A 22,112-nucleotide genomic window follows, 5' to 3' on the forward strand; every position below is an offset into this window, starting at 1 on the left:
CACCAGGGCCGTGAGTTCTGCGCCGAACCCCGAGGTCAGCGTCGCCTCGTGCAGGACAATGCAGCGGCCGGTCTTGCGCACGGAGGCCACGATCGTATCGAGGTCGAGCGGCAGCAGGCTGCGCAGATCGATGACCTCGGCGTCGGTGCCGGTCTCTTCGGCTGCCGCTTCGGCGACATGAACCATGGTGCCATAGGCGATGATGGTGACGCTCGCGCCCTCGCGCCGGATCGCGGCCTTGCCGAGCGGCAGCACGAAATGGCCGTCCGGCACCTCGCTGAGCGCATGTTTGGACCAGGGTGTCACGGGGCGATCGTGATGACCGTCGAACGGGCCGTTATAGAGCCGCTTCGGTTCGAGGAAGATGACGGGATCGGGATCCTCGATTGCGGCGATCAAGAGGCCCTTGGCGTCATGCGGGTTGGAGGGCACCACGGTCTTCAGCCCGGAAACATGGGTGAAGAGCGCCTCCGGGCTCTGGCTATGCGTCTGGCCGCCGAAGATGCCGCCGCCCGTCGGCATGCGGATCACCAGCGGACAGGTGAAATCGCCGGCCGAACGGTAGCGCAGCCTGGCCGCCTCCGAGACGATCTGATCGTAAGCCGGATACATGTAGTCGGCGAACTGGATCTCGACGCAGGGGCGCAGGCCATAGGCCGCCATGCCGACTGCCGTGCCGACGATGCCGAGTTCGTTGATCGGGGCGTCGAAGCAGCGGTTCACCCCGTATTTCTGCTGCAGTCCATGGGTGCATCGGAACACGCCGCCGAAGAAGCCGACATCCTCGCCATAGACCACGACATTCTCGTCGCGCCCCATCGAGACATCGAGCGCCGAACGGATCGCCTCGATCATCGTCATTCGAGCCATCGCGTCAGACTCCGATCTGCTGACGCTGCCGGCGCAGGTGCGGAGGCAGTTCGGCATAGACGTCCTCGAAGATGTCGCGTGCCGAGGGTTTGCCGCCGGCATGCAGGGTGCCGTGGCCCTCGGCCTCCTTCTGCGCGGCGATCACGGTTGCGAGAATCTCGGCCTCGGCCTGCTTGTGCCGCTCTTCAGTCCAGGCGCCCAATGCGATCAGATGCTGCTTCAGCCGGATCAGCGGGTCGCCGAGCGGCCAACCTTCCGATTCATGCTTGGGCCGATAGGCGGAGGGGTCGTCCGAGGTCGAGTGGGCGCCGGCGCGATAGGTGACGTATTCGACCAGCGTGGGCCCGAGATTGCGCCTCGCGCGCTCGATCGCCCATTGCGCCACTGCGTAGGTCGCAAGGTAGTCGTTGCCGTCGACGCGCAGGGCCGGAATGCCGAAGCCGAGTCCGCGCGCTGCGAAAGTGCCGGAGCCGCCGCGGGCAATGCCCTGGAAGGTCGAGATCGCCCACTGATTGTTGACGACGTTGAGGACGACCGGGGCCTTGTAGGTCGAGGCGAAGACCAGGGCGGCGTGGAAATCGGACTCCGCTGTCGAGCCGTCGCCGACCCAGGCGGCGGCGATCCTGCAATCGCCCTTGATCGCCGAGGCCATGGCCCAGCCTACCGCCTGAACGAACTGGGTGGCGAGATTGCCGGAGATCGAAAAGAAGCCGTGCGCCTTCGACGAGTACATGACCGGAAGCTGGCGGCCTTTGATCGGGTCTCGCTCATTCGAGTAGATCTGGCACATCATGTCGACGAGCGGATAATCATGCGCGATGAGGAGCCCAGCCTGGCGATAGGTCGGGAAATTCATGTCCTCCGGGCCAAGCGCGATGCGAAAGGCGCAGCTCACCGCCTCTTCCCCGGTGTGCTGCATGTAGAACGAGGTCTTGCCCTGGCGCTGCGCCATCTGCATGCGGGCATCGAAGGCGCGCAGCGTCATCATGTGGCGCATGCCCCGGATCAGAGCATCCCTGTCGAGATCGGGCACCCACGGGCCGACAGCCTGCCCCTCCCGGTCGAGCACGCGGATGATCGAATACGCGAGATCGCGAATTTCCTTGGGATCGATATCGACCGGAGGCCGGCGGACCGAGCCCGCTTCCGGGATGACGACATTGGAGAAATCCGGCCTGCCGCCAGGGCGGCTGGCGGGTTCGGGGACATGAAAGCGCAACGGCTGATCGGTCATGCCCGCACTCCGGCAAGGGCGCCCTGCCGACCCGCATGCAGCGAGCCGACATAGAATGAACCCGGCTCGTCGCCGAACTCGAAAGCCTCAACGGCTGCGAGCGCCGGATGGCGGGCAAGGCGGAAGCCGATCTCCGCGCAGTCCGAGACGCCTTCGGTCTCGATGACCATGCGGATCGCGGTTCGTCCGTCATCTTGGCGGGAGCTCGACAGTTCGACAAGGGCGAAGCCTAGGCGCTGGGCATCGACCAGGAGCCTGACCAGCCCGTCATAGGCGTCGCTGGTCGACGCCTTCACCAGCACTCGCCGTTGCGTTCGCCCTGTCATCACGCCTTCCCCCACGCCGCAACGACGTTAATCCGGCAAACGGAAAGAGATTTCCCGAATGTACTCGACCTTCGACGAAATCTCGGTCAATTATTCCGCCACTCCGTCGATCTACAGAAGATTCACCCGATGACCGGCAAGTCCAGGCGCAGCGACGCTCTCGATCCTATCGACCGGCGGATTCTGTCCGCCCTGCGGGCCGATGGCCGGCTGACGACGAGCGCACTGGCCGAGAAGGTCGGGCTCTCGCCATCGCCCTGCTGGACACGGGTCAGGCGGCTGGAGGAAAGCGGCGCAATCGAGCGCTATGTGGCAGTCCTGGATCACGCGGCGCTGGGGCTCAACAACACCGTCTTCGTCGAAATCACCCTGGACAAACACGATGACAAGGTGCTCGACACGTTCGGGGACGCGCTGGCGCGCATTCCCGAAGTGGTCGAGGCGCATCTCGTCACCGGCGAATACGACTATCTCGTCAAGGTCGTGGTCAGCGGCACCGACCACTACGAGCGCTTCCTCCGTGAAACGCTGTACAGGATCCCCGGAATTCGCCAGTCACGAACAACCTTCGGTCTCAGGACGCTGAAGCGGGCGATCTCGGTCGACCCACTGCAACTGCCCTGACGCGCCTGCCAGAGGCCGGTTCAGTGCCGCTGGCTCAGCGTAACCACATTGTCCTGCAGGCGCCGGACGATCAACCGCGTCACCGAGAGGGCCATGTTAGGGAACTCCGTCAGCAGAGCGACGAAAACCTCCTTGCGCAAGCGGAGCGCCGTCAGCGGCGTGGTCGCGATGACCGTTGCCGAGCGAGGATCATCCGTCACGATCCCCATTTCACCGAACAGGCTGTTGGCGTTCATGGTCGAGATCCGGACAGGCGGCCCCGACGCCTCGGACACGACGTCGGCCGAGCCCGTGATCAGCAGATAGGCGGCGTCCGACTCGTCTCCCTGGCGAAAGATGACCTCCCCCGCCGCGAACTCGACCCGCTCGCCTGTGAAGGCCAGCAACCTTAGGCGCACCGTATCGACATCGGCAAAGATCGGCACGGAACGCAGGGCGCGCAGCTCGATACTGCCCGCGTCAAACTGATCGCTCACGAACGCCTCGTCGGACTGAGCTTGCGTCTGAACCGCCGCGTCTGCGGAACTGACGGAGTTGGTTCCGTGGAATTCAAGGCTGGCGTCGAAACGACCCAGTTCCGCAATCTGCCGGCCGGCAACGAGAATGGTCCGCCCCTTCATGAAGGTCGTGATCCGTGCGAATAGCCTGGCAGCCTCGGCCTGCCCGAACGACGCCAACGCGTCGTTCAGGATCATGATCTGCGGGCGCTTGATCAGGCAACGTGCCAGAGCAACGGCCGCTTTCGCAGCCGGAAACAGGAACTGTCCGCCATAGCCGGCCTGTTGTTCAAGTCCCCAACGATAGACGTCACGCTCCAGGCCCAGTTCGATCAGGCTCTCACGGATGGCCTCGAGCGCGCGCTCCGCGTCGGCAGCACTGCTGCTGGCAACGCAGCCGAACAAGAGATTGTCGCGCAGAGGCGCTGCCGGACAGTAACGGGCCGGATCGTAGAAGGCGATGGCATCCGCCATCTCCGGGGTGGCCTGCGCGCGGAAAGACTGCCGCGCGGCGAGGATGCGGACCTCGTCCCCCTCGCTCAGCAGCCCCAGCCGATGCCGCGGCTCCGCATAGAGAAATGCCAGCGCGATCAACCGGGAGCGATCGGCCTCCCGGAGGGTGCGGGCCTCGGCCCGCCCGAGAATGACCTGATAGTCAGGGAACTGGGCCGCGGAAAGGAAGGAGAACTGCTCGAACAGGACGTGATCGGCTGGAAGATCGCGAAAGATCTCGAGCATGGTCGCCGCGATACGCCGCCCGATCTGGGTCAGAAGCGTGGTCAGGCCCTGCGCGTCCAGAATGGCGCGCACCAGCTTGTGACTGGCCAGGCGTTCCCCGGCGAAGCCGGGATCAGTGACGACGCCGAACAGGATGTTCTCGCCGATGGTCGCGTTTCGTGTGTATCGCTCGGGATCGTAGGGCTCCACCGCATCGCCCGCCCCGCGCCCAATCAGCCTGGAGCGAATTCTCGTACGGATCTCGGCAACCCTGTTGACGATCTCGGTCGGGTCGTCCGCACTCAATTGGCGCTGCAGGCCGAAGCGGAACACCGTTTCGGCGAGCCCGACCACGCCTAGCACCTCGACCAGGAGACGTTCGAGCTCGTGCCTGCTCGCGACGCCGGCGCCGCTGAAGTCGAGCGACCAGGGCTGGGCCCCGGCCTGGGCGACAACAGGGCGGCGCAGGCCATAGAGAATGTTGTCGCGCAGGGACGCATCGAGAATGACGGGCTCCGCTCCGAGATAGGCCATTGTCCGCCCTCGCCGTTCGGAGGACAACGAAGCCAAGGGAATACCGGCCAGCGTCACCGCGCCGTCGAACGGCGCCATACTGCCCCCGAGCACAGACGCGAACGCAGCCGCCCCTTCCCCCGCCTTGTCGATCAAGGCGATGTTCCCCCCCAAGGGCAGAGCGAATGAAACGCGCTCGAGCAGCCGGTCGCCGGCCGGACCAAGAACCGTCAGCCCCTTGGCCGCGATCATGCCTTCGCCAGGCACGATCCCATCTCCGGAGAGCGGGGCCTGCGGCCGTTCCGGCGCCGGGGCATCGTCCAGCGAGAATTGCTGGGTGACCTGCTGAAACCGCGCCTCGACGTCGAGACGCTGCTGATCCCAGTCGATCAGTTCCTTTACCGGCGTCGGCAGGTCACGATAGGCGGCGATGACCGCGACGAGCTGGCCGATGTCGAGACGGCCGGTCAGGGCAAAATACCCCCCGATCGTGTAGAACAGGAATGGCGTCAGCTGGGCCAACAGGTTGTTCAGGAACTTGACCGCGAATTTGCGCCCATAGAGCTGGTAGCGGATGCCGAACAGCCTCTCGAGGCGCACTGCGACGAGTGCTTTTTCGACCGCAGAGGTGCCGTGGCCAGCAACCTCGTCCAGCGACTCGACGACCTCGCCGATCTTGCCGGCAAGGGCCCGCGACTCGATCTGGCGCTGTCGCCCAAGCCGGATCTGCTCACGCCGCATCCGGGGAATGATCACGGCCTGCACGAGAACGATGCCTGCCGCGATCGACCCCAGCGCCAGATTCTGCAGCAGAATGAAGATCAGCGCCGTCAGCGCCTGGCCACCGAGCAGAACCGGCTGGATGAAGGCATCACCGACGAAACCGCCGACTGGCTCGACCTCGTCCTTGATGACAGTCGCGGCCTCGGACGGTTTGAGCCGGCGCCGTGCCTCGGGCGTGAAACTCAGCAGCGTCGCGAAGAGGTCGGCGCGCAGGCGCTGCAGCAGCCGTTCGCCCAAGGCCCCCTTGCGCATGTTGATGACGTATTTGAAGGCGCCATTGATGAGCACCAGCAGCAGAAACAGGCCGGACAGCGCAAACAGATAGCTGATGCGATCGAGCATGACGCCGCTGAGAAGTTCACGGCTGCCCCCGAGCCAGGCCGGTAGGGCGAGCGAGAACCGGAAGAGCCGTGCAGTCTCCTGCCCACCGGAAAAGGCGCGGCCCTGGATGGCGTCCGTGATGATGTATTTCGGCAGCTCAAGCGAAAGATAGTAGAAGGGAAAGGACAGCAGCACGATCGCGATGATCTGGAGCTGCTGCCGGCGGCTGTTGCGCCAGATATAGGCAAACAAGCCTGTTGCTGCGGGCGCGCTCGCCTCAACCGGCGCCTGAGGCGTGGTTTGCGCTGCCGCCTGTCCTGGCCGCGAGCGCAAGCGCTGGGCCGCCTGCAGAGAGGAACCATCCGCCATGGAGCGCATCCGGCCTGTGATGTGAGCGCTGCGCTCCAGCGTACCGCAATTTTCGCGTGTTGCGGACAATAGCTTCCCTGCGCCTGCGCATCAGTTCAGCGTATCCGTCTCGCCCCAGGGGCGTGGCATGTAACGGCTCAGCGGCCCCCATTGGGCAGCCTCGGCGTGGCTCAGCCCAATGTCATTCAATGTATGCGCATCCATGGCAACGCTCTGCGACTGCCCGCGCTGCGGGCCAAAGGCGAGCGCCAGCGATGTGACCAGCGCGCGGCTCGCGCGCGTCATCCTGCCAAGAAAGGGGCACTCGCCCGCCTGCGTCACTGTCTCGGGCTCGCGCAGCGGTTCGAGCGAGGTTGTCCTGAACGGCGTGGAATGAGTGTTGGCGGTGTGGTGCACGGCGAAACTCCCGTTCGGAGCGGCACACACAGCGACTGCGGGCTGCGGTCGCTGCGGCCTTCGCCGGGGGTTTTCGGCCGTTCCCGTGCTATCTTCTGTGAAACAGGTCACATAGGCGTCAGCTTTTCCTAGCAACGGAGAGAACAGGGGGACTTGGGAATGCGCAGCGCGCCGCATCTGGTGGTTCGGCTTCTATCGGTAAATCCGTTCTTCGCTGGGCTTGCTCACGACGCCCTGGTCAAGATCGCCGCCATTTGCCTGCCGAGGCACCTGGCACCGCACGAGGTCCTGTTCCTGAAGGGCGATCCCGGCGATGGCCTCTATGCCATCCGGCATGGCCGGATCCGAATTGGCACCACGGACGATGCCGGCCAGCAGCTGACGATGAACCTGCTGGGAGGCGGCGACGTCTTCGGGGAGATCGCCCTTCTCGACGGTCGCGCCCGCAGCGCCGACGCCATTGCGCTGGAAGACACCGAGATGTTCTTCGTGCCGCGGCGTGACTTCCTGAATCTGCTCGACAACGAGCCACTGATTGCAGTCCGGCTGATCGAATTGCTCTGCGAGCGGCTGCGCGGCATGAGCGAGCGCATGGAGGACACGGCCTTCCTTCCAGCCGCATCACGGCTGGCGCGACGCATCGAAGTGCTCGTCACCGACTATGGCAGCGAGCTGCACATTTCCCAGGAGGAACTGGCGGCGCTGACCGGCGTCACCCGCGAAACCGTGAACCGCCAGCTGCAGCGCTGGAAACAGATCGGCATCCTCTCCCTTGGACGGGGCCGCCTCGTGATTCATAATGTCGACAGCTTTCGGCAGCTGGCGAAGTCCGGCGCGATCTGAATACCGAGCATGAGAGGCTTGCCATGCGCTTCCTCCGATTCTCGATTGCCGCTTGCGCCATTTGCGCATCGATCCCGCCCGCCGCCGCGCAACAACCTACGGGCTGCACCCCGTCAGCGCGGACCGATCCGCCGAGAACCGTGTTCCGGTGCAGCGGTGGCCTGATCATTGAAGCGGAGGCCGCCACCCGCTTCCAGGTCCAATCGCCACAGCCCGGCCGCGCGTTTCAATCAATCGCATTGGATGGCAAAGGCCTTCTGGTCGAGCTACCCCGTCGCCGCGGGCCCCTCCAGATCCTGACGCCCCACGCCATCGCCTCGGTCCGCGGCACGATCTATGCCGTCGACGTAACGACCTCGAAGACATCGGTGTTCGTCGCCGAAGGGCGCGTGCGTGTCACGCGCCGCGATGGCACGGACCCCGTCGAACTCAATCCCGGCGATGGCGTTGACGTCTCCCAGGAAAAGCGACTTGACGTGCACCGCTGGTCCCGCGAGCGCGCCGCAGGGCTGCTTGCTCGGTTCGGGCGGTGACCTCGACGCGCAGTGTCCGCCTGCCCGCGTCGATCACCATCCTCTGCCTCGTGATCGCCGCGCTCTGGTCCGGATTTCTGGGGCGAATGCATCTCGCGGGCGAGCGCAATCCTCTCGACCGAGTCGAGGCGGCGCTCGCCGACATGCGCCTGCTTATTGCCGGTCGACGCTCACCCCCAGGCGAAATCGTCATCATCGCCATCGATGATGAAACCGTGGCTCAGCAACGCGGCTACCCGCTCCAGCGCTCCACTTTGGCTCGGATGATCCTCGCCATTGGAACCGCGGCCCCACGCACCCTTGCACTCGACCTGCTGCTCGTCGACCCGACCTCGCCCGAGACAGATGAGGCGCTTGCCCAGGCTCTCGAACAAACGCCTTCACTCGTCGCCGCGGCCGGCAGCTTCGGCCGGGACGAKGAAGGAAGCTCGCAATTACCGGCACCGAAACAGATGCTCTGGCCGCTGTCGCCGTTCGACCGGTTGGCAGCCGTCGGTCTCGTCAATATTTCATCCGACGCAAGCGGCACGCCGCGGCATGTGCCGCTGCTTTTCCGGACCGACCGCGGGGTCATGCCATCATTCGTCCTAAGTGTGGCGGCAGGCTTCAAGGGCGAGGCTCCTGTGTTCGGCGTCGATACCGTGCGCCTGGCAGGCAGCCCGGTGAAGCTCGACCTCGGATTCCATCTTCCGCTCCGGTTCTACGGCCCGCGAGGCAGCTTCGAAACGATCAGTGCAACCGGCCTGCTTGCGGGCACCGTGCCCGTAGAACGCCTGCGGGGCCGTATCGTCATTGTCGGCGTCACCGCCACGGCTATCGGCGACACCTTCAGCACCGCCTTCGATCCCGTGACGCCGGGCGTGGAGGTCCTGGCGACCGGCATCGCTCATTTGATCGCCGGCACCGGACTGGTCCGGGATCACGAGGTGCGGTTGCTCGACGCAGGCGTGGCACTCGTGCTGGCCACCGGCTCCGTCTTCTTCATCGCCTCTGCTCCGCTCGGCATYGGCGTTGGCGCAGCGGTCTTCGGTCTCGCTGCCTGGCTGCTGGCCACCACGGCGCTCTTCGCCGCAGGCTATTGGCTCAGTTCGGCGCTCCCGCTGGCGTCAGTCATTCCACCTGTCGTCCTCGCAGTGGTTTTACGGCAGACATGGGACCGCCGCCAGGCCACGGATATCGCCCGTTCCGAAGCCGCTTTACGGCAGTTTCAGCCGCCATTGCTCGCAGATCGCATTGCACGGGACCCGGGGTTCCTGCGCGAGCCGGTGCAACAGACGGTTGCGATCCTGTTCGTCGACCTCTCGGGCTTCACGCGGCTGAGCGAGCAGGCCGGCCTCACGCGAACACGCGAATTTCTCAAGGCGTTTCACACGCTCATCGAAAACGAGGTGACCGCGCATGACGGGCTCGTCATCTCCTTCATGGGCGACGGTGCAATGATCGCGTTCGGCATTCCAGATCCGCACGCCGATGATGCCGGCCACGCCCTCTCCACGGCCTGGGCACTGCTCAAGGATATGCGCGAGTGGGCCACCGGCGAAGAGGTATCGATTGGCCATCCGGATCTTCGTGTCGGTGTCCATTTCGGCCCGGTCATCGTCTCTCGTCTCGGGCACGAAGCGCATCAGCACATCACTGCGACCGGGGACAGCGTCAATGTCGCGAGCCGCTTGATGGAAGTCGCAAAGGAGCAAGGCGCCGCGCTTGCCGTTTCAGCAGAGCTCCTCGTCGCATCCGGCGACATCCGGAAGCGCCACCGCGAACCCGACAGCATTCGCACAGTCGAGATTCGCGGCAGGCGCCAACGCATCTCCGTCGCGCTCTGGGGCGCCTGACAGCATCTGTGATCCAGATCACAGAACGCATCCGCCTTTCCGGGAAGGGTTCGGCGACAATCCCACACAGGGGAAAGGCCATGGCCAAGTACAGGGCGATTCTTCCGCAGGTCCTGGCGCGAGAATTCCTCACGGACGGCGGACTGGAAACGACACTCGCCTTTCGTGACGGGCTTGAATTGCCATTCTTCGCCGCTTTCCCGCTGGTGCGCAGCGAAGAAGGCCGAGCCCGCCTCAAGGCCTATTTCCTGCCCTATCTCACGCTCGCCGCCGAGTACGGCAAGGGCTTCATTCTGGATACGCCGACCTGGCGCGCCAATCCCGATTGGGCCCGCAAGCTGGACTACTCGCGCACCATGATCGAGGAGGTTCAGAGAGCCTCGGTTCAGCTGGCGATGGAGCTGCGTCCTCACTACGAAACCAGCGATTCAAGGATCGTGATCAACGGCGTGATCGGGCCGCGTGGGGATGGCTACCGGATCGATACGCGCATGAGCGCGCGGCAAGCGCAGCTCTACCATCAGGATCAGGTCAAGGCCTTTGCCCGCACCGAAGCGGACATGGTGAGCGCCATCACGATGACCTACAGCAACGAGGCGATCGGCATCGCCGCCGCTGCGCAGGCTCACCGAATGCCCGCCGTCATCTCCTTCACCCTGGAGACCGACGGCAGGCTCCCGAGCGGAGAGCCCCTGGGCCATGCGATCGAGCGCGTCGATGAGGCAACCGAGGCCTATCCCCTCCATTACATGATCAACTGCGCGCATCCCCTGCATTTCGAGCGGGTCATCTCCGGCAGCGCACCCTGGCTCGACAGGATCGGGGGCTTGAGGGCGAACGCCTCGACCTTGAGCCACACCGAACTCGACATCGCGACCGAACTCGATGCTGGGGATCCCCTCGACCTCGCCCATCGCTATCGCAGCCTGCGCAAGCAACTCAAGAACGCGCGTGTCCTCGGAGGCTGTTGCGGCACCGACCTGCGCCATGTCAGGGCGATCTGCTATGCCTGCCTGTAGCGCGACGGGAGATTGCGCCRCTGCCGCGGCTGCTCATGCCGCATCAGCGGCCTATGACACCATCTGGCTGGCGACACGAGACAGGTCAGCCGCAGCGCCCGTCTCCCGCAAGGCGCGCGACACAGTCCCGGACAGATCGTCAAAGCGTGCGAGAGCCTCCAGACGCGCCTCGACCGCGGGATCGGGGCCCTGCGGCCTGAGGTGATCCCGGAGGGACGCCAGGCAGCGGTGCTCCAGCACGGGAGAGTTCAGCCGCGTTGCCTTCTCCACCGCCGAGCGCAGTGCCGCCTCCGCATCCTGCTGCTGCGCCCGCACGCCCCTGGCCATGATGCCGGCCTGGATCCGATCCAGCTCCGGCTCCAGCCACAGCGAACCGCTTCGCGACATCAACGCGATCGCCCGGTCGCAGGAGGCTTGGGCCTCCGCCAGCTGCCCGAGTTGAAGCTGAGCTTCGGCGAGATTGGCGAGATAGCCGGAGAGGGACAGCACATAGCCAACGCGTTCGAATGCCGCGATCGCCCTCTGCATGGTTGCTGCGCCGCGCGCGAGATCACCCTTCTGACAGAGCCCCCAGCCCAGGAATGCCGCGCCATGGGCCCGGAAGCCTGCGAGCCCGTGCTGTTCCGACAGTGYCACCAACCGCCCCGCCTCTTGCATCAGCTCATTGGTCGCGTTCGACAGCCCGAAGACCCAGCCACCGACATAGGACATCGGAATCGCCGCGGAATGAGGATGCCGCAAGGCGTCTGCGGAACGAAGCGCATCGATGCCTATGCGCAGGGACTCGCCGACATTGCCAAGGCAGAAATGAGCGAGGCTCAGCAGTGATCTGGTGTGAATCTCGGTGTTCTGGCCGAACATGAATGTACTTGCCTCATCGCGATCACGCTCTCCGATGAGCAGGGAGTGCTCGAGATGCTCGATCGCCTCGTCGGCCTTGCCCTGGCCGAGCCGCACCATGCCGATCAGACGGTGCCCGATGGCTCGGCCAGAGCCATAGTCCGCGCGCTCGGATCGATCGAGGAAGTTCTGGGCCAGCGACGCGGCTTCAGGCACATCGCCGCTGCAATTGGCGAATGTGAACTTTCCGAACAGGAACGGAAACATCAATGCGGAGGGCTCGTCTTCGCTGCAAAGCTCCAGCCCGCGCTTGCAGCATTGCAGCAAACCTGCCGATGTCGGCCCTTGCGCGGCGGTGATGGAGCCGACCAGCGCCGCCTGAAGACCGCGCTCGAGCGTCGTCCGCGCCATGTCGTCCGGCAATTTGTCGAGCAGGGACAATCCGTGGCGAATATGCCCGATAGCCTCGATATGGGCAGAACGCTGTCCGGCGCTCGCTCCGGCCCTCAGCCAGGCCTTGACTGCCTCCTGGTAGCGGCCCGCCTCGGTGAGATGGTGCGCTGTGACCTCGGGCAAGGGGATATCGACGCCATCCCCCTGATCGAGCAGGCCCAGAATGCGGTCATGGATCGCGCGCCGTTCGGTGGCGAGCATCGATTCATGAGCCATGCGCTGAAGCAATGAATGCCGAAACTCATAGCGGATTTCCCCACCTATGCGCTTGGGCAGGAGAATCTCGGCGTCGACCAGCGCCTCGACAGGCGCGATCACCTCCCTGATGCCCTTCTCCAGGACGTGGGCGAGGAATACCGGGGTGAAGGAACGACCAATACAGGCCGCGGCCTGTACGACGGGTCGCGCACCCGGGCGCCGGTCGAGCCGCTCGGACATGAGTTCCGCAAGGAGAAGCGGGACATTCGACGGCTTGCGGATGGGATGAGGCGTCTGGATGTGTTCGTCGATCAAAGAGAGCACGAACTGCTCGACAAAGAGCGGAACGCCCTCCGCGGCAGCGACCGCCTGCGCGATCTTCTCGGGAGGCAGCTCCTCCGAACCCGGAATCGCGTGCGCCAGCGCGAGACTCTGCTCCCCCGACAGCGGCTCCAGCGTCACGACTTCGTCCGGCTCCGGTAACCCCTCGGCGCGCGGGAACGGCCGTGCGGTTGCCACCACCATCAGCGCCTCATCGCTCCCGGCGGTCAGGAGTTCCCGCAAGAGTTCCGCAGAGGACGGGTCGAGCCAATGCGCATCCTCGATCACCACAAGGGTCGGCTGTCGGCGGGCCGTGCGCACGATGACCGAGATGACGAACTCATACTGCTTGCGCTTGAACATTGTCGGGGCCGGGGCAAACTGCTCGCGGATGCCGGTTGCAGCCAAACCGATCAGGCTTGCCAGTATTTCGTTGTTCTCCGGCGTGTTGAGGCCGATTTCGTCCAGGACGGCGCCGATCTTCGCGCCGCGCACCTTGTTGTCGTCCTCGAACTTGAGACCAGCCCGTGCCCAGAGAAAGCTCGCGACCGGGTAGAGCGGCGTACTCGCGAACAGCTCATGGCAATAGGTCATGTAGATCSCTGCATCGGAGAGCGCGGGATGACCGCAGATCTCCGTGATGACCTTCGTCTTTCCAACTCCGGCATCCGCGGCCACGAGAACGAACTGCGCCCGCCTGTCGCTCGTTGCGCTGGTCCAGCGCGCAAGGATGCTCTGGAAATGGCTTTCCCGGCCGACAGCGATCGGAACACTGCTCGCGACCCTGCCTCGGCGCCGCGCCGTTCCCAATCGCTCACGAGCAATCTCGAAGACTTCGATCTCACGCGAAAGGCCCCGGATGGCTCTTGGGCCGAGGGCCCTGACTTCAAACAGCCCGGCGGTGAGGTCGGTGACCTCCCGGGTCGCCACGACCGTCCCAGGCGCGGCCTCAGCCTGCAGTCGCGCCGCGAGATTGATGGCCTCGCCCACCGCACCGAGTTCGCTGGAGCCGCTGCTGACGCGGGCCGGTGCCATCACGACGAGGCCCGTGTGAACGCCGATACGCGCTGCGATATCCGGAACGGTGCCATCCTCGATGCTCGTGTTCAGCGTCTTGATCCGCTCCATCAGCTCGAGGGAGGCACGGACGGCCCGTTCCGCGTCGTTCTCGCGGGCCGTGGGATAGCCGAAGAAGATGAGGACACCGTCGCCCGTGTAACTCGCAACGAAGCCGCCATAGCGCTCCATGGTCGTCAGGGTCAGTTGCTGGTAGCGGCGCTGAACGAGACGGAGCTCTTCCGGATCAAGCTGCTCCGACAACTGGGTGTAACCGACGAGGTCGACGAAGACGATCGTGACGTAGCGCCTCTCCGACACAAGTTTTCGAGGCTCGGCTTCGCTCATCGTCATCGCACAGGCTCCTGTGTCGCGAAAGTCGGCGCTCGGCTACTGTCTCGTCAGTTTGAATATGGCCGCATATGCGCATAGAGTGAAGTCATTACCTAGCTGTCTCTAGTTTTTCAGCCAGTATACGGGGGGCGACCGTTCATGCCTGCCTCAAGAATATCGCGTCTTTTCTCCCGAACATCAGCCGAAGCCAGTCCCGGCGCACCACAGACGATCAAAACGGTCGTCATTTGCGCCCATCTTCGGCCTGGTCGCGACAAACGGCGCTCGACGCATTTCATGCAACCTATCGCAGGTCTGCATATTGCTGCACTGATCGATGCAAAGCGATTTGATGTCGTGCTTTATCATGAAGACTGGCACGGCCCATTCGACCCTGCACATTGCAACAAGTACGACCTCGTATTCCTCACGGGGCTTCAGCCCGACTTCGATCGACTGCGGCAACTCTCCTATCATTTCAGACGCAGTGGAGCGACGGTCGTTGCCGGCGGGAGCGTATGCACGCTTTTCCCGGAATTCGCTCAGCAGTTCTTCGATGTCGTCTGCGCCGGCGGCGTCGATTGCGTCAGAGATGTCGTTAACGATTATTTGGCCGGCTCGCTCCGACCAATCTACCGCTCTCCGATTGCACAAATCTCCGACTACACGGTCGATTATAGCCTTTTGCGCAAAAGCGGCATCAATCCGAGCACGCATCTTGCGGAGACCTCACGCGGATGCAGCTTCAAATGCAGCTTTTGCGTCATCCCCTCGGAAGTCGGGGCGCATGTTCGCCATGGGCTGGCCAGCTTCAAGGCGTCGCTGGAAAGCGCGCTGGAATCGAGCCCCCGCTTGAGCATGCGCAGCTGGTATCCGATGGTCATGCTGCTGGACAATAATTTCTCGGATGACCGGGCCCATATGCTGGCCATCTGCGAGTTCCTGCGCGACCATCCCAAGGTGCGGGGCTGGGGCGCGCTGGTCACCCAGAACGTCGTCCAGGACCGCGCGCTCATCGAGACCTTCGCCGCCTCCAAATGCGTCGGGCTGTTCGTCGGGATTGAATCGCTCGATGCGAGCTTTCTGCGCCGCTATAACAAGACCCAGAACCTCAGCCGGCGCCAGAATGTCATCGATGACGTCGCCTTCGCCGAGGGGCACGGCATTGCCGTCGGTTACGGCTATCTCTTCGACCCTCGCTACCAGACGGCTGCGGAGATGCAGCAGGCCATGGAAGCCATCGCCGACAACCCGCTGATGCCGATGCCGACCTATCTCAGCGTCGTTGCTCCTCTCGCCGGAACCCAGCTCTTCTGGGAGGATCTGGAGAGCGGGCGCCTGGCTCCCAATCTTCGCTTCCGGGACCTGGACGGCGAGACGATCTGCTACGCGCAGCTTGCCGAACCGGCTCAGCCGATCGTCGCCTTTCTCGAACGGATCTTCCGGCGTCCCTGGACCGTGGTCGGGCGCATGCGCATCCTGCTCAAGACCTTGCGGAGGCTCCGCCACAGCCGTTCGTTCAACCCGATGCGATGGTACATCATCGCCTCGGCGAGCTTTCATTGCTTTACTTGGTCAAAGTCCTCGCCGGCGCGACCGCGCACCTATCTGGCTGGGAGCGATACGCTCGACCCGCAATATGGCGAACATCCGGACGATCTGTCGCCGGAGGATCGCGTCCGCTATTTCGAGCCGATCGCGCTAACCGATGGCGACGGCAAGCCGAGCCTCTGGCTCATTCCCTATGCCGAAGCCCGCCGGAAACCCAAGGCGACGGCACGACCTCTGCCGGTTTCGCCTCCCCTGGACACCGGCATCGTCGCCATGCGGCCGGAGAAATAGCGCAGCATTCCAGGCTCACTTGCCTTTCGGCTTTGGGCTGGCCCTGCCCCTCGGGGCTGGAGAGCGCGGTCGTGGAACCTTGGGCGAACCTTCCTCTTCTGTAGGCCCGCCATCCTTCGGCATCGTACCGAGCTTCTGGCTGGCGCTCTTGGGCGCATCGACATAGGCCCTGCCGATGAGTCCCTGCAATTCAGGCAGACTGTATTTGGCGATGTGCGCGAGCGTCGCCGTCCGGAGCTTGGTGCTGTCTCCGCCAGCCTCCGCCTGGGCAGCCTGGAGACCGTCCAGAAACCTGTTGAGCTCGTCCCGCGAGGCGCGCAAAGGAGGCGGCGGAGACTTTGGCTTGCGTATTTTCACGGCCATGACGCACCTCGCCAAGCTACTGCATGATGTTGAGGATCTGCGCGCGGATCTGCGGGCTCAGCATCAGATCCATATGCTCGAGACTGTCCCGGTCAATGTCTCCGGTCACGGTGCGCACATTGGCCGCCGGGGTCGAGACCAGACGCGCGGACCAGGCCGGGATCACGCCGTCGCCGGGGCAATAGGAGTGATCCACGATCGGTGACGGCTCGGCGCTCGGATCAAAGGCGGGGTCGATCCAGCCCCATGTCTGCTCATCCGTCGTCTCGTTAATGGTCCCGCCATTGCGCTGCTGGACGCCGCGGATATTGTAGAACTTGCTCTTCGTGGCCGCCCCGAGCGGCAGCGCCACCTTCCGATAGATCGCTTCGCCCCGGCCCAGGGCGGCATGGCTGAAGCCCCAGTTCACGGGGTAGCGCACCTGGGTTCCGTTCTTCCCGGGGTTATAAGGATCGGCGATCGCGCCGGTATCGCGGTCCCTGACCGGATATCGCGACAGCGGATAGTTCGGATCGGCAGCCAACGCCGCCTGGTCACGCTGGAAGGTCGCCTGGTCCAGGTAGAGAAGCGTGTATGGCCCCGGCAACGACGAGATCAACTGGGTCAGATTGCGCGGGTCGTAGGACCATGAGAGCCTGTCCAGGTCGGGGTCGCCCTTGAAATAGCGGTTCAGTTGCCCGGCATAGCCGTAGAAGGGCGACCCGACGCTGATCGCCCGCCTGACCGCTGCGACATGCGAGCCCCCCTGGTTCAGGACCAGCTTGACGACCATGCCGCCGAAGCTGTGCCCGATCAGCGTCACATCGGCGAAGGGATCGGTGCCGCATTCCACACGGACCCGCTGACGGAACTTCGGCACGAAGCTCTTCAGGAAGAAGCGCGCCACGAGCTCGGGATCGCGCCGCCAGTCCCAGCCAAAGACGAACCAATCGAATTTCCTGGCTGTGCACCAGCTCAGGAAATCATCGTAGGGGGTAAGCACCGGAGGAAACCGGACGCAGCCATCGGCGATCACGAAATGCCGGCCCGCATCGTCATCGCCTTTCATCTTGAGCAGCAGCGCGCCCCCGGTCAGGATGGGGCAATCCAGCCAGATCAGATTGTAGAAATAGGGCGTATTGCCCTGGGTCGTGGTCGCCCATTTGATGCTGGATCCCATGCCTCCCGGGAACAGGATGACCGTCTTGCGCCGCGCCGGTCTGTGCTGCCTGTAGCGCGCGATGAACTGCGAAATCTGCTCGTCGAGTTGCGCGAGCTGCTGCTTGTCACGATCAGCGACGTAGCTCATTTCGCCTCCGGTCGAGAACGCTTTCACATTCCGCGTGTAAGGCAGGCTTGCTCGTCCAAGCGACAGGCCGGCAGGGATGGGGCAACAACGACGCGACCATCCCAAACCGCAATGACAGCATCTCTCAAACGACTGACGCAGGCAATGCTGTAGTGACGCTACGAGATGCTTCCCTCAGATCTGCGTCAGGAACTCAAATTCGAACCAGGGCGGAGAATGGGCGCACCGTCCGGGCGCATTCCGGCCCGAGGACATGTCTGACCGTGTTCCTGCGCCCTCTCGGCGCTCGCCACCGGCAAGCCGCCAGCGAGCCGGAGCGGGGATACGGCCGCGGCCGGCTCGCATCGGTCACAACTTCACCGCCCGCAGCCGCGCGGCATTGGCGATCACGCTGACCGAGGACAAAGCCATCGCGGCCGCTGCGATGATCGGCGACAACAGCAAGCCGAAGATCGGATAGAGCACGCCTGCCGCCACCGGCACCCCGAACGCGTTGTAGACGAAGGCGAAGAACAGGTTCTGTCGGATATTGCGCATCGTGGCCTCAGACAGACGCCGGGCACGCACGATCCCGGTCATGTCGCCCTGGAGCAATGTGACGCCGGCACTCTCGATGGCGACATCGGTCCCGGAGCCCATCGCGATGCCGACATCGGCTGCAGCCAGAGCCGGCGCGTCATTGACGCCGTCACCCGCCATCGCAACCACGCGCCCCTCCCGCTTGAGCTTCGCCACGACCGCGCTCTTGTCCTCGGGGAGAACCTCGGCCTCGACCTCGGTAATGCCGAGCCTGCGGGCGACGGCTTGCGCCGTGGTGCGGTTGTCGCCGGTGAGCATGACGACGCGTATCCCCTCGGACCGCAGCGCCGACAGAGCCTCCGGCGTCGAAGCCTTGACCGGGTCGGCAATGGCGATCACGCCTGCCGGCCTGCCGTCCACGCCCATGAAAATCGCCGTCGCACCGTCCCTGCGCAGGTCGTCCGCGATCTGGACAAGACCCGACACATCGACGCCGTGCTCGGCCAGGAAGCGATCATTGCCGAGCACGATCCGCTGGCCCTCGACCGTTCCCAACGCCCCCTTGCCGGTCGGGGAATCGAAGTCCGTCACGGCCGCCGTCGTAACGCCCTTGGCTTCGGCAGATGCAACGATCGCAACCGCCAGGGGATGCTCGCTCGGCCGCTCCACGCTGGCGGCAAGGCGCAGAATGTCGGCCTCGGAAAATCCCGAAGCCGGCCGGATCGCGGTGACCGCCGGCCGCCCCTCGGTGAGCGTGCCGGTCTTGTCGACGACAAGCGTGTCGATTTTCTCCATCTGCTCAAGCGCTTCGGCATTCTTGATCAGCACGCCGGCCCGAGCCCCCCGCCCGACACCGACCATGATCGACATCGGCGTCGCAAGGCCGAGCGCACAGGGGCAGGCGATGATCAGGACCGAGACCGCAGCCACCAGCCCGAAGGCAAGGCGCGGCTCAGGCCCCCAGATGGCCCAGGCGGCAAAGGCGAGCAGGGCAATGGCGATGACGGCCGGCACGAAATAGCCAGAGACCTGGTCGGCCAGGCGCTGGATCGGCGCGCGGCTGCGCTGGGCTTCCGAGACCAGCAACACGATCCGCGACAGCATGGTGTCGCGCCCGATCTTCTGCGCTTCGATGACGAGGCCGCCGGACTGGTTCATCGTGCCGCCGATCACGGCGTCGCCGACAGTCTTGGTCACGGGCATGGATTCGCCRGTGACCATGGATTCGTCGACAGCGCTGCGGCCATCGACCACTGCGCCGTCCACGGGCACTTTCTCGCCAGGGCGAACCCGCAGACGATCCCCCAATTGCACCGTATCGAGCTGGATCTCCTCCTCGGAGCCGTCGGCATTCAGACGCCGGGCCGTCTTGGGAGCAAGATCGAGAAGGGCGCGAATGGCGCCGCCCGTGCTTTCCCGCGCGCGCAGCTCGAGCACCTGCCCGAGCAAGACCAGCACCGTGATGACAGCCGCGGCCTCGAAATAAACTGCGACCGAGCCGTCATGCCCGCGGAAGGCCGGCGGGAAGATCCCGGGCATCAGCGTCGCCACGACGCTGTAGACCCAGGCAACGCCCGTTCCCATCGCAATCAGCGTGAACATGTTGAGGTTGCGGCTGACCAGCGAATGCCAGCCGCGCTCGAAGAACGGCCAGCCAGCCCACAGCACCACCGGCGTCGCCAGGGCGAGCTGGATCCAGTTGGAGAGGTGACGCGGAATCAGGTGGTCAAGGTCGAGCAGATGCCCACCCATTTCCAGGATCGCGACCGGGAGGGCGAGAACGAGGCCGATCCAGAAGCGCCGGCTCATGTCGACCAGCTCGGCATTGGGCTGTGCTTCAGCCGTCATCAGAACCGGCTCGAGCGCCATGCCGCAGATCGGGCAGGAACCCGGCCCGATCTGCCTGATCTCGGGATGCATCGGGCAGGTGTAGGTCGCCCCCTCCGGCGCGGTATCGGTTGCCGCGGCTAGCTCTGGATCGACGTAACGAGCCGGGTCAGCCTCGAATTTCGACTGGCAGCCAGAGGAGCAGAAATAATAGGGCCGCCCTCCGTGCTGCGCGCGGTGTGTCGTCTCGTGGGGATCGACCGCCATCCCGCAGACCGGATCCTTGACCTGCCCCTCATTCGTCTTCCCGGCATCCTGGTGCCCGACATGAGCACCATGTCCGTGGTTACCATGGTGGGCGGCATGGCCCACATGGGCCTCGTGACCACCGTGAGACGTCTCCTTCGGGGCATTCGCCATGATATTCCTTTGCACAATCCGGCCGCGATAGCGGCGGCATCGTGCAACCTTCCATTGTGGGAAGGTCAAGCCTGCCCCTCACCGCTCCGCAGCATGCGCCTCGCAGAATTCTGCCAAGCTCCGGAAGGTCCAGGCCGGGCGCGGCATATCCTTCGGTGGCAGCGTTGCGCCTCCGCCCCCCTTGTCGTGACGGCGGTCGATCCAGGCACTGCTGATCCCCATTGCGCTGGCCGGCACGTGGTCGTGGAACAGGCTTTGCGCCACGTGGAGGATCTTGCCCTTGTCCTCGCCGACATGGGCCAGCATGTACTCGAAATTGGCGAGCGATGGCTTGTAGGAGCCGATATCCTGCGCGGTGAACCGGAGGTCGAACTCCGTGCCGAGCAAGGCCGCACTGCGGCCAAGGCTCGCGCGGTCGACATTGGAGAGCACGACAAGGCGATAGTGCCTGGCCAGATATTGCAGAGCCTCGCGACTATCGGGGAAGGCCGGCCAGTTCCCGACCGAAGCGCCGAATTCCCGGGCCGCCAGTTGATCAGGCGACGTGCCGAAATGCCTGGCGAGGTCGCCATGCACGCGCTCCAGAATCTCGGGATAAAGCAGCCGCGGCTGTTCAGCCTCCCACTGGCTTTCGAGCCGGGCAAACTCGGCGAGCAGGTCTTCGTCACGGACGAAAATCCCCCTGGCGTTCAGCCAAGGCTGCAATTGCGCCAGCAGACCGGACTCCCAGTCGATCAGGGTGCCGTAAACATCGAAGGTCAGGGTGGTGAAATCACGCAGCTTCATGGGCCGTCTCCATCATCTCTCTGGTGACGGTCATAGACCAGCGGCGATTCCCGCTCTTGTCCCGATCTCCAAACCTTTGGGCTCAATCTCCACGTCGCAATGCCGCGGGAGTGGTCGAGCGCCGACGACGCAGGCTTCGCGTCAGCGCACTTTGATCGCTGAACCCGACTGCAAGCGCGATCTCGGCAAGCGGACGCCGGGTTTCACGGATCAGTTGTTCGGCTTCCCGCAGGCGCAGATCGGCGAGATAGCGCCCCGGCGACATGCCGATCCAACGCTGGAACAGCGCATGCAAGCCACTGACCGACACGCCGGCGGCGACTGCCAGCTGCTGGACGGTTAGCGTCGCATCATAGCCATGACCGAGCAGCGAGACCGCACGCTCCAGCGCTGGCGGCCAATGCAGCCGATCGCCGGACCGTTCCGCCACCGCCTCGAGCAACATGCCGCCGAGCCGATCAAGCAGGTCCGATCGGCGCGCAGGCGCCGCCGCATCATGGGCGATGTAATGCGCGAGATGCCGCAATCCGGCGTCGAGGGGGTGAAATGGCTGCCCCTCCGCCTGTTGGACGAGGCGATCCGGCAGGCCAAAGAAGCCCGCTCCGGTCGGAACATCGAGCACGACGAAATGGCCATGATGCGGGGTCGTGAAACGGTGGCGCGCCTGCGAGGCGACGATCACGAAGCTGCTGTCATCGACGATGCCATCCTGCCCCGCGATGCGCATCTGCATGGTGCCATCGACGGGCACGACAATCTGATGCCAGTCGTGCGCGTGCTCCGTCTCATGCGGCGGATAGGATCGTAGCGACAGGATCGGGCGCATCCGCAGCCTCCCCATTCGAAGTTCCGTGCCCGAAGTTCGAGACCCCGGGGAAGCGCCGGCATGAGCACGGCAAAATGGGCAGAGAAGGGCCGCTTCGCAAGCATCATTCGACGGAAAACCGAAGCAAATGAGCCAGTCCTGGGGCGCTATTCCCTGGCTC

Annotated in this window: 18 protein-coding genes; 6 read left to right on the forward strand and 12 right to left on the reverse strand. The window is 64.5% G+C overall.

What is annotated here, in order from left to right; translation table 11 throughout:
- The 3 genes from AC1D34_RS01165 to AC1D34_RS01175 form a co-directional block, all read right to left on the reverse strand.
- Window positions 1-870: alpha-ketoacid dehydrogenase subunit beta (locus tag AC1D34_RS01165; protein ID WP_476823281.1), on the reverse strand; the 870-nt coding region annotated here is incomplete at its 3' end.
- Window positions 871-874: 4 nt separating this feature from the next.
- On the reverse strand, window positions 875-2,104 hold the full coding sequence (locus AC1D34_RS01170; RefSeq protein ID WP_476823282.1) for a thiamine pyrophosphate-dependent enzyme: 1,230 nt from the start codon (window positions 2,102-2,104) through the stop codon (window positions 875-877).
- Window positions 2,101-2,430 (reverse strand): hypothetical protein, encoded by a 330-nt coding sequence (locus AC1D34_RS01175; protein ID WP_441490280.1) that lies wholly within the window; start codon window positions 2,428-2,430, stop codon window positions 2,101-2,103. Before AC1D34_RS01175 ends, AC1D34_RS01170 begins: the two co-directional genes overlap by 4 nt.
- A 129-nt stretch (window positions 2,431-2,559) precedes the next feature.
- Here AC1D34_RS01175 and AC1D34_RS01180 point away from each other — a divergent pair, with 129 nt between their 5' ends.
- Window positions 2,560-3,054, forward strand: a complete 495-nt coding sequence (locus tag AC1D34_RS01180) for an Lrp/AsnC family transcriptional regulator (protein WP_441490281.1) — start codon at window positions 2,560-2,562, stop codon at window positions 3,052-3,054.
- Between the two features lie 20 nt (window positions 3,055-3,074).
- Here the strand turns inward: AC1D34_RS01180 and AC1D34_RS01185 are convergent, their stop codons facing one another.
- Window positions 3,075-6,254: a cyclic nucleotide-binding domain-containing protein gene (locus tag AC1D34_RS01185; RefSeq protein WP_476823283.1), complete on the reverse strand. Its 3,180-nt coding sequence runs from the start codon at window positions 6,252-6,254 to the stop codon at window positions 3,075-3,077.
- Window positions 6,255-6,344: 90 nt separating this feature from the next.
- Window positions 6,345-6,650, reverse strand: coding sequence for a hypothetical protein (locus AC1D34_RS01190; protein WP_441490283.1), 306 nt, complete (start codon window positions 6,648-6,650; stop codon window positions 6,345-6,347).
- Between the two features lie 159 nt (window positions 6,651-6,809).
- On the opposite strand from AC1D34_RS01190, the gene AC1D34_RS01195 reads away from it, so the two are divergent.
- The 4 genes from AC1D34_RS01195 to AC1D34_RS01210 all read left to right on the forward strand — a co-directional run bounded on the left by AC1D34_RS01195 (window position 6,810) and on the right by AC1D34_RS01210 (window position 10,880).
- Complete coding sequence (locus AC1D34_RS01195; protein WP_476823284.1) at window positions 6,810-7,493, forward strand: Crp/Fnr family transcriptional regulator; 684 nt, start codon at window positions 6,810-6,812, stop codon at window positions 7,491-7,493.
- 23 nt (window positions 7,494-7,516) lie between these two features.
- Entirely contained in the window at window positions 7,517-8,026 is a 510-nt protein-coding gene (locus AC1D34_RS01200; RefSeq protein ID WP_476823285.1) for a FecR domain-containing protein, read from the forward strand.
- The gene (locus tag AC1D34_RS01205; RefSeq protein WP_476823286.1) at window positions 8,023-9,861 is read left to right on the forward strand and encodes a CHASE2 domain-containing protein; all 1,839 of its coding nucleotides are present in this window, start codon (window positions 8,023-8,025) and stop codon (window positions 9,859-9,861) included. The genes AC1D34_RS01200 and AC1D34_RS01205 overlap by 4 nt, the downstream gene beginning before the upstream one ends.
- Before the next feature lie 80 nt (window positions 9,862-9,941).
- On the forward strand, window positions 9,942-10,880 hold the full coding sequence (locus tag AC1D34_RS01210; protein WP_476823287.1) for a homocysteine S-methyltransferase family protein: 939 nt from the start codon (window positions 9,942-9,944) through the stop codon (window positions 10,878-10,880).
- A gap of 51 nt (window positions 10,881-10,931) precedes the next feature.
- On the opposite strand, the gene AC1D34_RS01215 is transcribed toward AC1D34_RS01210, so the two are convergent.
- Window positions 10,932-14,102, reverse strand: a complete 3,171-nt coding sequence (locus AC1D34_RS01215; RefSeq protein ID WP_476823288.1) for an ATP-binding protein — start codon at window positions 14,100-14,102, stop codon at window positions 10,932-10,934.
- A 177-nt stretch (window positions 14,103-14,279) separates the two neighbouring features.
- The gene (locus AC1D34_RS01220; protein ID WP_441490289.1) at window positions 14,280-14,798 is read right to left on the reverse strand and encodes a hypothetical protein; all 519 of its coding nucleotides are present in this window, start codon (window positions 14,796-14,798) and stop codon (window positions 14,280-14,282) included.
- Window positions 14,799-14,933: 135 nt separating this feature from the next.
- Between AC1D34_RS01220 and AC1D34_RS01225 the strand changes: the two genes are divergently transcribed.
- Window positions 14,934-15,923: a radical SAM protein gene (locus AC1D34_RS01225; RefSeq protein ID WP_441490290.1), complete on the forward strand. Its 990-nt coding sequence runs from the start codon at window positions 14,934-14,936 to the stop codon at window positions 15,921-15,923.
- A gap of 15 nt (window positions 15,924-15,938) precedes the next feature.
- On the opposite strand, the gene AC1D34_RS01230 is transcribed toward AC1D34_RS01225, so the two are convergent.
- The 5 genes from AC1D34_RS01230 to AC1D34_RS01250 form a co-directional block, all read right to left on the reverse strand.
- Window positions 15,939-16,286: a hypothetical protein gene (locus tag AC1D34_RS01230; RefSeq protein WP_441490291.1), complete on the reverse strand. Its 348-nt coding sequence runs from the start codon at window positions 16,284-16,286 to the stop codon at window positions 15,939-15,941.
- 16 nt (window positions 16,287-16,302) lie between these two features.
- A complete protein-coding gene (locus tag AC1D34_RS01235; protein WP_476823289.1) occupies window positions 16,303-17,574 on the reverse strand; it encodes a hypothetical protein in 1,272 nt (423 codons plus the stop codon).
- Window positions 17,575-17,922: 348 nt separating this feature from the next.
- A complete protein-coding gene (locus tag AC1D34_RS01240; RefSeq protein ID WP_476823290.1) occupies window positions 17,923-20,340 on the reverse strand; it encodes a heavy metal translocating P-type ATPase in 2,418 nt (805 codons plus the stop codon).
- Between the two features lie 78 nt (window positions 20,341-20,418).
- Window positions 20,419-21,126 (reverse strand): HAD-IA family hydrolase, encoded by a 708-nt coding sequence (locus tag AC1D34_RS01245; RefSeq protein ID WP_441490294.1) that lies wholly within the window; start codon window positions 21,124-21,126, stop codon window positions 20,419-20,421.
- Between the two features lie 82 nt (window positions 21,127-21,208).
- Window positions 21,209-21,952: a helix-turn-helix transcriptional regulator gene (locus AC1D34_RS01250; RefSeq protein WP_441490295.1), complete on the reverse strand. Its 744-nt coding sequence runs from the start codon at window positions 21,950-21,952 to the stop codon at window positions 21,209-21,211.
- Between the last annotated feature and the right edge of the window lie 160 nt (window positions 21,953-22,112).

The sequence above is a fragment of the Allobosea sp. P1_A7 genome (assembly GCF_056406775.1).